The organism is Moorena sp. SIO3H5, assembly GCF_010692395.1.
Classification (GTDB): domain Bacteria; phylum Cyanobacteriota; class Cyanobacteriia; order Cyanobacteriales; family Coleofasciculaceae; genus Moorena.
In genome coordinates this window covers 1-11,971 of record NZ_JAAHHS010000238.1, presented here as the reverse complement: position 1 = coordinate 11,971, position 11,971 = coordinate 1, and the positions used below count along the sequence as shown (strand labels likewise).

7 protein-coding genes are annotated in these 11,971 nt (G+C 43.4%); 4 read left to right on the top strand and 3 right to left on the bottom strand.

Annotation, left to right across the window (positions count from 1 at the left end; translation table 11 throughout):
- Window positions 1-281 (top strand): hypothetical protein (locus F6K52_RS22930; protein WP_293083211.1); only part of this gene is annotated, 281 nt, incomplete at its 5' end.
- A 55-nt stretch (window positions 282-336) separates the two neighbouring features.
- On the opposite strand, the gene tnpA is transcribed toward F6K52_RS22930, so the two are convergent.
- The gene (tnpA, locus tag F6K52_RS22925; RefSeq protein ID WP_293083206.1) at window positions 337-696 is read right to left on the bottom strand and encodes an IS200/IS605 family transposase; all 360 of its coding nucleotides are present in this window, start codon (window positions 694-696) and stop codon (window positions 337-339) included.
- A 125-nt stretch (window positions 697-821) separates the two neighbouring features.
- Here tnpA and F6K52_RS22920 point away from each other — a divergent pair, with 125 nt between their 5' ends.
- The 3 genes from F6K52_RS22920 to F6K52_RS22915 all read left to right on the top strand — a co-directional run bounded on the left by F6K52_RS22920 (window position 822) and on the right by F6K52_RS22915 (window position 2,457).
- Window positions 822-2,015: a transposase gene (locus F6K52_RS22920; RefSeq protein ID WP_293083201.1), complete on the top strand. Its 1,194-nt coding sequence runs from the start codon at window positions 822-824 to the stop codon at window positions 2,013-2,015.
- Window positions 2,005-2,127 carry a PEP-CTERM sorting domain-containing protein gene (locus F6K52_RS37055; protein WP_364419214.1) on the top strand — a complete coding sequence of 41 codons (123 nt, stop codon included), beginning with the start codon at window positions 2,005-2,007 and terminating at the stop codon, window positions 2,125-2,127. The genes F6K52_RS22920 and F6K52_RS37055 overlap by 11 nt, the downstream gene beginning before the upstream one ends.
- A 189-nt stretch (window positions 2,128-2,316) precedes the next feature.
- Window positions 2,317-2,457 carry a hypothetical protein gene (locus tag F6K52_RS22915; protein ID WP_293083196.1) on the top strand — a complete coding sequence of 47 codons (141 nt, stop codon included), beginning with the start codon at window positions 2,317-2,319 and terminating at the stop codon, window positions 2,455-2,457.
- On the opposite strand, the gene F6K52_RS22910 is transcribed toward F6K52_RS22915, so the two are convergent.
- On the bottom strand, window positions 2,435-7,738 hold the full coding sequence (locus F6K52_RS22910) for a CHAT domain-containing protein (RefSeq protein WP_293083191.1): 5,304 nt from the start codon (window positions 7,736-7,738) through the stop codon (window positions 2,435-2,437). The genes F6K52_RS22915 and F6K52_RS22910 overlap by 23 nt on opposite strands.
- 799 nt (window positions 7,739-8,537) lie before the next feature.
- Window positions 8,538-11,759, bottom strand: a complete 3,222-nt coding sequence (locus F6K52_RS22905; RefSeq protein ID WP_293083188.1) for an efflux RND transporter permease subunit — start codon at window positions 11,757-11,759, stop codon at window positions 8,538-8,540.
- Window positions 11,760-11,971: the final 212 nt, after the last annotated feature.

Here is an 11,971-nt window from a genome sequence, read left to right as displayed (position 1 = left end):
TTCCTTTTTGTGAAACTGGGGATTCTATTACCACAGATCTAGGGCGTAGAGTGGTAATTGGAAATAACATAGACAAGACCTTAACCAGTATCCTCTACACAATTCCTGAGGAGGAAGATGCAGCCTGGAGTAAGGAAAGTATTTCTGATATTTTCAGCGAACTTATCTTCTCTAAGGATATGAAAAAGCTATTGCTAACTTCAGGAAGTGTTGCTCCTGGTGAGGCAGTTCTGGCTTTTCGAGAAGCGGAACAAAATGTGATGTTTGACCGAAAATCATGAGGGCGCAAGCCCCTGGATTATATCCATGGGGTTAGCCCGAACAGGAATTTATTCCCTAAACCTCTTTTTGATTTTTGACGTACCTTTTAATTGTTTCTAGGGGAGCGCCTCCCACTGTGGACAGGAAATAAGAATTAGTCCATAAAGTAGGTAGTCGGCTCTTTAGATGGGGAAATTGTTCTCTGAGATATCTACTAGTTGCTCCTTTAAATCGTTTAACAACTCTGTGAATGCCAAATTGTGGGTCGCATTCACAGAGCAAGTGAACATGGTCAGGCATCACCTCTAATTCAATAATTTCAACTTGGATCTCTTTTGCTATTTGATGGAGGAGTTCTTTTAATCTTGCTTCTACCTCTTCTACTAAGACTGGTCTGCGGTACTTTGGCCACCACACGACGTTGTATTTACACAATTAAATAATATTTTTGTTGTATTTATAATTGCTTACCATTTTGCCCTTGACATTATCTTAATGTTATGTATATATAATAAAAGTAAACGGCAAGATAATGTCAAGGAGGTGATGAAGTGTTAACAATGGAGTTCAAAGCCATCCTAACTGAGGGTCAACAGGAAGCTGTAGACGAAGCTATTCGCACTTCTAAATTTGTGCGGAATAAAGTTCTACGTTACTGGATGGACAATAAGGGTATTGGCAAAAAGGAACTCTATCGTTACAACACTCAGTTAAGAGATGAATTTGGATTTGTTAAAGACCTTAATAGCCACGCTGGCCAGGCTTCGGTAGAGAACGTAGAGCGTGCTATCAAGCGTTTTTTTGATAATTGCAAAAAGAAGATTCCAGGCAAAAAGGGTTACCCAAAATTCAAAAAGTATTGTCGCTCTGTTGAATACAAGCAATCCGGGTGGAAATTATCACCAGACAAAAAATCCATTAGGTTCACTGATAAAAAAAGTATTGGCAAAGTCAAACTCAAAGGAACTTGGGACTTATGGTGGTTCGACCATAAACTAATAAAGCGGGTTCGTATTGTCAAAAAAGCGGATGGCTATTATGTTCAGTTTTGTATTAAGGTTTGCCGAAACGAAGAAACCGAGTCTACAGGTTCTGTTGTTGGGTTAGATGTAGGACTGAAAGAGTTTTATACCGACTCTAATGGGTTTTCCGAGCCTAATCCCAGATTCTACAGAAAAAGCGAAAAGCACTTAAAATTTTGCCAACGCAGGCTTTCTCGAAAAAAGAAAGGTTCATCCAATCGTAATAAAGCCAGAAATAGACTAAGTAGGGCACACCTTAGAATAAGTAGGCAACGTAAAGAACATGCTAAGAGACTGGCACGTTGCGTAATCCGGTCTAACGACCTGGTCGCCTACGAAGATTTAAGGGTCAAAAACTTGGTAAAGAATCACTGCCTTGCTAAGTCTATTAATGATGCAGGTTGGTATCAGTTTCGAGAATGGTTAGAGCGTTTCGGTCAAGTGTTTGGGAAAGTCACTATTGCCGTCAATCCTGCCTATACAAGTCAGAATTGTTCGCAGTGTGGGAAAGTAGTTAAGAAATCTCTGTCAACCAGAACCCACACCTGTCAATGTGGCTGCACCTTAGACCGCGATCATAACGCTGCTAAAAACATACTTAATAGAGCCTTGAGTACCGTGGGGCACACGGAAACTTTATCAAACGCTTGGGGAGATTTGTCCTCTACTCTTCTTGGTCACGGCCTGGTTGAGCAAGACAATTCGATGAACCAAGAATCCCCTGGCTTATAGCCATGGGGAGTGTCAAGGAGCCCCGGCTACCGTTCCTGAACCAACCACTGTATTTGGTCTATTAGCTGTTGCTGCCTTAACTGCTACCTCAGCTCTAGGGAGTAGGGAGTAGGGAGTAGGGAGTAGGGAGTAGGGAGTAGGGAAGAGTGTGGGAAGAGTGTGGGAAGTGTGGGGAGATGGGGAGATGGGGAGATGGGGAGATAGGGAGATGGGGAGATGGGGAGATGGGGAGATGGGGAGATGTTGATTAAGGGGAATTATCCCAATATGATATGATGCAATCCCTGGGTTTATATACTTTTTGCCTCAACTGTTCTCCCTTCTACACACTCTTTCCCCTACTCCCTGTTCCCTGTTCCCTGTTCCCTGTTCCCTGTTCCCTACTCCCTGCTCCCTACTCCCTACTCCCTACTCCCTCTTCACCAAGGATTTCCCACAATAGTAAACCATGCCCAATAGTAAGGATGAGATAACTTCTTATTACTGTTATCCTTTAGCATCTCTACTTGGGCTAACCTTAAAGCTTCTGCTTTTCTAGGAACGAGTTTTAAATGGTCATAAAAAGATTTCATGAGTTTAAAGGTTCCATTTTGAGGCACTGCTAACAAACTAGCTAAGACCGATTGCACTTTGGCTTGATAGGCAAATCCAGCAAATCCTAATTCATACTGTTCATTGCCAAGGGCTGTATCACAAGCACTTAAAACCAATAAATTTACCGGTGGTTGCTCTAATCCCAGGGTTTCAAATTTTCCTAATCCTAATCGTTTTTGACCGAACTGAATGTAGGAATCATTAGCATTAGACCGAAATTTACCATGGGTTCCTAAATGAAGGATATTAAAAGATTTATGATTAATTTCATCCTGGAGATTAGCTAAGGTAAAGTTTTCGTTTTCTAGGGCTTTAGCTGACCAAGTATTAACTAAATGGTCAATTAGTTTGGGAACATAGGGTAAGTCTCGATGCTGGTCAAATTTTTCCGTACCCATTGCCAACACTGGCGCATTTCTGACATCGGTATAGTTGGTATCGGTCAAGCTCAAACTAGGAACTAAACCAACACTGTATTTTTCCACAATAAAGCTTTCGCCATCATGGAGTGCTGCTAAGGGGAGAGACTGCAAGCTTTTATCCATAACAAACACCAAGTTATTGATGTTTTGTTGATCTAATGTCTTCTGGAGGGGTTTAATCAGTAATTGATAGAGTTGTTGGGATTTTGCTAAGTCTTGTGGTCGAAACACCCCTGCTCTTGGAGATTCTACACTATCCCGGAATGCTTCAGCTAAGGCTAACACTTGCTCCCGGCTGGTATTAGCAATCCGCTTGTAGATCATTTTGCCTTGGCTAGTTACCAATACTAGTTCCAACGGAGCATTAGGCTTGGGCTCTACAATTACATTAGGATTAATGTTGAGGAATTCGGTTTTCAAGACAACGTCTCGTCCTGGTAAATTTCCAGAATTCCGAAAAAAGACATAGATCAGTGCCGGTCTAGCATCGGTAACTTCTTCAATTTCTTTGAGTTCTGTTTGAATGTCTTTTGCTGTTTTAATCTGACTAACAGATAACTCCCCAAGACCTGTGACTTGACTGGTAAAATAATCCTCTAGTTGATAGACTAGTATTTCTTTAGAAACTGCTTGAGTGTCTTCTATCATCACTGGTGGGAGGATTTCCTGTGGTAACTCAGGTAACGCTGGCTGACTATTGCTTAGTGTATTACGAGATAGCTGAGTAATCAGTTGAATCTGAGTGGGAAAATTCCCCTGAGTATAGGACTCCAGAAACCGTTGCGTTGGTAAAATCGAATTGTCGATGCCAGTGGTAATGGCTCCAGCGGTACCATTGAGGGTAGCATCCCCTACGATAAAGGGTATGGAATTAGCTCCGCCATTATGTCGGATGATGACTGAGCCTCCTGCAACTCCGCCCCTAGTGGAAATACTAGGTGTGAGCTGATTGCGATCGCTAAAAGTATCGGTAGCTCGGAAAAATCGACCAGCGGTAATATCGACATTACCACCACTACCGTTTTCTCCCCCTTGAGCATTAATCGCCCTGACTTCCACATCCCCAATCGGGTCGATAGTCACATTTCCGCCATCTCCAAAACTACCGCTAGTATTAATTACCCCAGTCTTGATGGTAGTAAAGGCATTGATAACCAGATCACCCCCACTAATACCAGAAGTGTTGAGGTTGTCTGTGAATACCTCTCCATTCCTAGCAGTAAGCTTGATATCAGAGCTATTGGTGATAATGTTCCCAACTGCAATGGTTTGATTGGCCTCTAGAGTAATGGAAGCATTGTCTATGCCTTGAATTGTGCCCTGGCCGATGATAGCACCTGACCCGGCTGGGGCTTGAATGGTTACTGGGTCTTGGAAGGTGACCCCAGTCTCAGCAATGGTAATGTTAGCGCTACTGTTAGGATTACCAATAGTGATAGCAGTAAAACCATCTTCCAGGAGGTTGATTTCTTCTGCAGTTAGAGCTATAATATTAGTTTGGCTCCTGTGATTGCCACCAATTGCGATCGCTTGATCAGCGCTGAACGGTTGTAATGTAATGGTGGCATTCCCTTGCACTATCTCGTTAAAGTTAATTTCATCAGCAGTTAGGGTAATATCCCCTAGGGGAATGGTGCCTCCCACTGCATCATTAAACTGAATGGTGCCAGTGCCAGCATTAATCCTCAGGTCTTGACTACCGTCAACGGTATTATTAAAGGTAATGTTACCGCTAGTGCTAGTGATGTTAGCAGTAGTGTTATCAATATTAACGGGTTTGAGGAAGCTAATGTTACCACTGTCAGATGTGACGGTGCTGTTGAGATTGATTTGAGTAGTGTTGGATTCCCCAATTGAGATATTGCCTGAACCCTGAGCACGGATGGGTTGCTCAATGGTGATACTACCAGGTAGCTCCTGTCCCAGACTAATGTTGCCATTATTAGCAGCGCTAATCCCATTCACACCAGCCACGGAGGTGATCACGGCATTGGGGTGTTGATGGTTAAGGATAATATCGCCACTATTGCCGGTAACAGCAGCAATATTCTGGACTTGAACATCTATACCATTAGCATCGGCGTAGCTAAATCCATTTTCAGTATCGAATAGCACTGCCCCTTGTGGCCCATCAATTTTTACTTCAGTGCCTGAACTATCAAAGATGGTACCAGCAGAGATAAATTGAGCTGTCTGATTATTACCGAGTTGGACAACAGGATTGCTATCACTACTAACAAAGTGAATATCCCGGCCTCTGACTATAACATTGAGGTTTTCTTCACTCAGGTCAAAGTCGCGGATTCTTACATCACCGGTAAATTCAGGATTGCCAATGGTTAAGGTACCGGACGAGCCTAGATCGAGGTTATTGAGCAGATCCGTTGTGGTGATTTGGAAGGTGCCACCAGCATCTTTACCTATGCCGACGGTAGTATTAAGCTCTTTTGGTTGAATAGTTATGCTCTCAGTAATCAGCTGGGAAATCACTTCAATCCCAGCAGCGGTAATCAAAACATCTTTAATCTTACTTACTTGTAATGGTTGATCCGGGTTGCCAAGACTGACCTGACCATCGGTATCAATGACTAGAGTGCTGGGGCTGTTGATGGGATTTTTGATAGTAACGTTACCCTTAGTAGCTCTGATTGCGATCGCTCCCCCATTTCCCGATTCTGAATCAGCATTGATACCACTACCCCCACTATTGATTTCGATATCACCACCTCTGCTAATTACAGTGACATTACCAGCACTCTGACCACCCAATGAATCGATACTAGGAATTTGAATAGTAGGGTGACTAGTACCTTGACTAGTAGGTAATTTACTATTACCATCCGCTATTAGGGTTATATCCCCTCCGCTACCAGTATTATTGCTGGAAGTATCTAAGCGATTCCCCTGAGTCACTTTGATAGTGTTGCGAGAGTCAATCAGGATTTGTTGGGAATTAGTATTAGGATTACTATTACTTAAACCACCGGTCTTAATGGTGTCTACTTGAATTGCTCCACTGGGTAATGAGCTATTAGCAAGATACTGATTGGTTAACAATACCAATCCATCCCGAGCTACGGTAATATCGCTAACTTTGATATCAGCACTAGTGGCATTACTGCTAACAGTATTACGAAAATCAGGAACAATATTACCTGAATTGTTTCCTGGAAATCCTCCTAATTGTGTCCAATCAATCCCAGCTCTAATATCTAAGGTAGCCTGATTATTACTATCAATCACTAAATTGCTTTGGTCAGATAGAGTGACATTAGCTAAATTAGCAATAAAGGGATCGGAATTAGTTGGACTAATCCTAGGGTTACGGTCATCACTAGGAGTAATCACAATTTCGCCTAAGGTAACACTACCCCCTGCCAAAATATGTAGGGAAGCGCCTTGGTAGTTTCCTAGACTGACATCACCATTTGCCAGAATGATGGAATCATCAGGACTAATCCAATTTCCTGGACTACCATCTAACTGCTCGATCCGAAAACTAGCGCCTGTTTGATAGCGACTACTGCCTTGTTTTGGATTAGCAGAACGCAGTACCATGTTGCCACCAGAGAAGAAACCACTAGCCTGATGATTGAAGGTGGAAATCTCGATAGCTTGATTTCCCTGGATGGATAAATTGCCCAGGGCTTCTGCAATAAAGGGGCGCGCTAGACTATCATGCGATCGCACGGTATTGCCAGCCAACAGATTCAAATCCCCAGTGGTAGAGAGCTGGCTTTCGACTAAGGTGAGATTATTAGCAGCTGAGAGTGTAGCAGTCTGAGCCTTTACCTCCCGAGCCACCACATCACCAATCTCAATTGGTAAGCCAGAATCCGCGAGCTGTACTTTACCATCTGGCGTTACCACAATTGGTGTCTCTAACCCTTCAACTCCCCCGGTCAACAAGGTTGGTAAATCCTGAGGTGTAAATGGTAGCTGCTCCCCATCTGCATCCGTTGGTAATTCAATTTCTATACTTAATAGGTGTCCTGGTTGGCTAATCCTAACTAAATTAGCACCATCTACAGCAACCAGATTAACCGTTCCTTTGGCAGCACTTACGTTTCCAGTACTAATCACACTACCGCCGATTAAGGTTAAATTATTTCCCTCTAGTACTTCCAGCTTACCAGCATTAATAATACTCCCTGGTTGATTCGAGTCAAAGGCCAAAGTCTTGGGATTACCGATTAAAGTTTGATAGTCATTTAATCCAAAGCTAGTAAACCAATTGTCTTCACCAAACCCAATCCGATTCGCTGTTGTTACCGTTAAATCAGCTGGGATATTCAACCGAGCATTAGCCCCAAATACCCATCCCGCTGGATTCATTAAAAATAAATTTGAGTTACCTCCAACTACTCTAATTAATCCGTCAACAATTGACGCTTCACCCCCAATAACCCGACCCAAAATATTACGAATTTTGGGATTAGACAGAAACGTAACTGTCTGTTCTGCATTCAGACCAAATTTTTCAAAACTATGGAATAAATTTGCTCTATCTCCGGAAACTGTACCCCCTTCAATCGTCAACTCATTGCCATCAATTGTAATACTAGTGCCCGTCCCATCTGCGGCTGGTATAATAGATTCAGCCTTAGCGACATGGACGGGATATAGTATGGCTATACCTAAATAAATTTCTCCAACGAGAGAAAAAATTTTCCACAACCATTGACTATGCCACCCAACAGCTTTCACGACTCGATGCTCCCACTACATCAATCACCTACACTATTAACTAAATTAACAATAATTTAGTTAATAGTGACTTAATTGCTATTTAATCCCCCTACCTTAGGGAAGTTAAGTGAATAATAATTTTTAAGTTAACTTCCCTAAGATAGTGACACATCATAATTATTGAGTTGGTAATTTAGTTAATTGCTGAATTGTCAGATTAATTGTCATATTATTCGGTTACAAAAATCCGCCTCCCTGGTTTGCTTGCTTTGGTTTACTTGCTTTCTTGGGTTTACTTGCTTTCTTGGCGTCCTTTCCGTCTTCGAGGTTGATCAAACACGCCTCTTGCTCAAATCTTACCATCATCAGACTGATGGGAATACTATCCACCCTACCACTACATCAACAAAACTCCTAATCAATCAGGTAACCGATGTCACGTATGGGTAACTTATGGGTAACTTATGGGTAACTTATGGGTAACTTATGGGTAACTTATGGGTAACTTATCAGGGCAGGGATTGATTAGTTTTGGTTAATAGCATCAATAGGTAATTGACATCTGGATTAGCTTAATTAAATCCCAACAATTAACTCTTTTTAGTTAATTGTTATTCACCATAGGCATAAGGATTCAGCCGTCAGCTATCAGGCCTTGGCTGATAGCTGATAGCTGATAGCTGATAGCTGATAGCTGAACGCGCACGCGTGCGCGTAGCGCTTAAGCTGATAGCTGATAGCTGATAGCTGATAGCTGAACGCGCACGCGTGCGCGTAGCGCTTAAGCTGATAGCTTACCTAGACATTTGTCGAGAGACTAAAACTTACCATTACTAGCAGCAACAGAAGTACCATTGTTCGAATAGTGCTCAGGCTCTACCTCAAGCTTTACTAGGTCTTGGGAATCTTGAGTTTTACTTCCAAATAGGGTCTTTCTTGTCCAACGAACAAAGTTATCGACATAGGTAAATAAGACCGGCACCACCACCAAGGTTAGCAGAGTAGAAGTGGTAAATCCTCCAATCACGGCAATAGCCATCGGACTACGAACTTCACCAGCTGCTCCCCATTCCAAGGCAATGGGAATCATGCCAGCAATGGTGGAAACGGAGGTCATCAAAATCGGTCGCAAGCGACTGACTCCAGCTTGAATAACGGCTTGAAACTGGGATTTCCCTTCTTTATGATTGGCTAAGGCAAAGTCTACCAACAGAATGGCATTTTTGGTCACCAATCCCATTAGTAATACTATTCCGATTAGGGCATACAGTCCCAATTCCTTCTGAGCGACCAACAGTCCCATTAAGGCACCACCGATAGATAGGGGTAAAGCGACCAAAATCCCAAAGGGATAGAGAAAACTGTTGTACAACAGCACTAGAATGGCATAAATCGAGAGCACTGCTAGCCCTAAGGCACTGAAAAATCGACTGAATATGTCTTGCTGAATCTTGGCATCCCCAGCTGGTTCCTCAGAAACTCCAGGGGGTAGGGGATTCATAGCAGGTAGGGATTTAACTTTTGCGATCGCATCTCCTAGAGACATCCCTTGCAAGTTGCCTCCCAAAGACACCTGACGAGCACGATTAAAGCGCTTAATCTCAGCAGGTCCACTCCCTAAACGGATATCAGCTACGGCAGTGATTGGTACTAAGGTACCATTTCGACTGGGAACCCGCAGATTTTTGAGGGTTTCGATGTCATTCCTCGATTCTGGGTCGAGTTGGACACGAATTGGAATTTGTCGGTCAGATAAATCAAATTTAGCCAGATTTGACTCAAGGTCTCCAATTAACGCTAAAGAGGCCGTGCGTGCGATCGCTTGAACAGACACTCCTAAATCTGCTGCACGGGCAGGGTTAGGTACAATCACAATTTCTGGTTTAACTAGACTTTCACTAGAGGTAACTTCCACTAAACCAGGGATTTGACGCATCTGTTTTTCTAGGGCTTGGGCGGTTTGGGAAAGCAGTTCACCATTCTCACTCTTGAGAACAATTGATAAATCCTTGGTAGAGCCTCCACGACTTTGACTACGGAAACTAACCCTAGCACCAGCTATTTTCTGAAAAGCCTGACGCATTTGCTGAGCAAATTCTTTTTGAGAGATTTCCCGTTCCTCTTTGGGTAAGAGTTTGGCGTATACAGTACCAAAATTTATACCATCATCTCCAGCGCTGGCCAAAACATTTTCCACAGCTGGGTTTGACTGCAACAACCGATTGGTTTGTTGAACGACGTCTATGGTTTCATTGAGTTGAGACCCCGGTGGCAGATCAATCAATATCGTACTAATGCCAGTATCCCCATCATTAAACAAACCCTTGGGAATAAACTGTACAAGCTGCAAGCTACCGATGAAAAACGCTACAGCTATCAACATCGTGGTAATCCGGTGCTTCAACGCCCAGGTTAATAGACTTCGATAAGGTTGTATAGGTCGCTTCTGATTGGTTGCAGGTTGTTCGCCCTTGGCGTTCTTGAAGGGTAGGTTATTGGATTTATGGTTATTGGGCGAACTTTCAACATTCAACTTGTCAACCTTCAACCTTTTTGATTTTGGCTTGAGCAAATAAGCACTCAGCATCGGTGTCATTGTTGTAGCTACCAGGGTGGAAAACATAGTAGATACCGCAACGGTTACTCCAAAAGGTTGGAAGAATTGACCAGGGATACCCCCCATGAAGGCTACAGGAAGAAATACCGCGACAATAGTTGCGGTGGTCGCTACTACAGCTAAACCAATTTCCCGGGCCCCATCCCACGCTGCTTTCAAGGGTTTCTTACCCATATCCAAGTGCTGGTCGATATTTTCAATCATGCAAATGGCATCATCGACCAAGTTTCCTACGGCTAGGGCTAAACCCAGTAGGCTCATATTGTTAAGGGTATAGTTTAGGGCTTTTATGACCAAAAATGTGGGAATAATTGATAAAGGTAGGGCTATTGCTGTAATTAGAGTTACCCGCCAATTTCTCAGAAATATCCCCACGGTTAGTACGGTCAGTAGTGAACCGATAATTAGGGAATCAATGGTTGCTTGGTAGGAATCACGGATTGAATCAGCACGGGTGAAGATCAAGGGCAGTTCGATATCCTCTGGCAGGGTAGTTTTTAGTTGTTTAACAGCCTTGCGAACCCCTTCTTCCACCGAGACTAAAGTGCTACCAGTGCTGCGCAGTACAGAAAAAGCTACCACTGACTTGCCATTGAGATAGGCAGCTGTCCTAAGATCACCAAAGCCGTCGGTCACCTCTCCCAAACTGGAAAGGGTAACATTTGCGCCATCTGGGAGTACAATACGGTAGTTTTTTAACTCTTCGACTGTCTTAGCACTTCCCAGAGTCCGGACATTCTGTTCAGCGCCGCCGATGTTACCGCGACCACCGGGTAAGTTGACATTAAAGCTCCGAATTTGGTCATTAACTTGGGTAGCAGTGATACCAAAGGCTTGTAATCTAGCGGGGTCAAGGTCAACTCGAATTTCGCGATCAACTCCTCCGAGTCGATCAATTTGGGCAACTCCCGCTACATTCACCAGATCACGGCTAATTTTCCGGTCAACTAGATCACTCAACTCCTCCACCGAGCGTTTGTCAGAAGCTACCGCATAGGTCATCACTGAACCCCCAGCAAATTCTAACCGTCTGACAATCGGTTCGTTAATATCTAGGGGCAAACTTTGGCGAATTTGAGCTACTGCATTGCGTACATCATTCGTTGCCTGATTGCTATCAGTTCCCAGGACAAAATTGATAACGGTGCTGGAGCTGCCATCAGTAACAGTGGAGCGGATTTGGTCAATGTCTCCAAGGCTAGCAACAGCATCTTCAACTTTTTTGGTTACCTGGAATTCCAGTTCTGCCGGTCCTGCCCCTGGCTGGGTAACAGTAACCATAACCGCTGGAAGATCGATATTAGGAAGCCGATCAATTCCCAACTGGTTGAAGGAGAATAGACCGACTATTCCTAAAACCAGGAACATGACCAGAGTAGCAACCGGATTCTTAATTGACCAAGAGGAGACGTGGAAAGACATCTTATCAAGAGTTGAAGGTTAATCGGTTGAACGCACACGCGCGGAATTTTGGCCAAGGAAGGTTATTGGCCCAACATGGAACAAGTAAGCTGCATCACTTTTAAGGGTTAATCAGCATCGAAGCTGTAACCGCTTCACTTTCAAGGCTTCTATTGAGTTTCTAAGACTTGATTTCTATTGAGTTTCTAAGACTTGACCGGGATTTCCGTCTT

Bases quoted from the DNA above. Each gene is read 5' to 3' on its own strand.
- F6K52_RS22920 (WP_293083201.1), top strand. From the start codon at position 822: ATGGAGTTCAAAGCCATCCTAACTGAGGGTCAACAGGAAGCTGTAGAC.
- F6K52_RS22905 (WP_293083188.1), bottom strand. From the start codon at position 11,759: ATGTCTTTCCACGTCTCCTCTTGGTCAATTAAGAATCCGGTTGCTACT.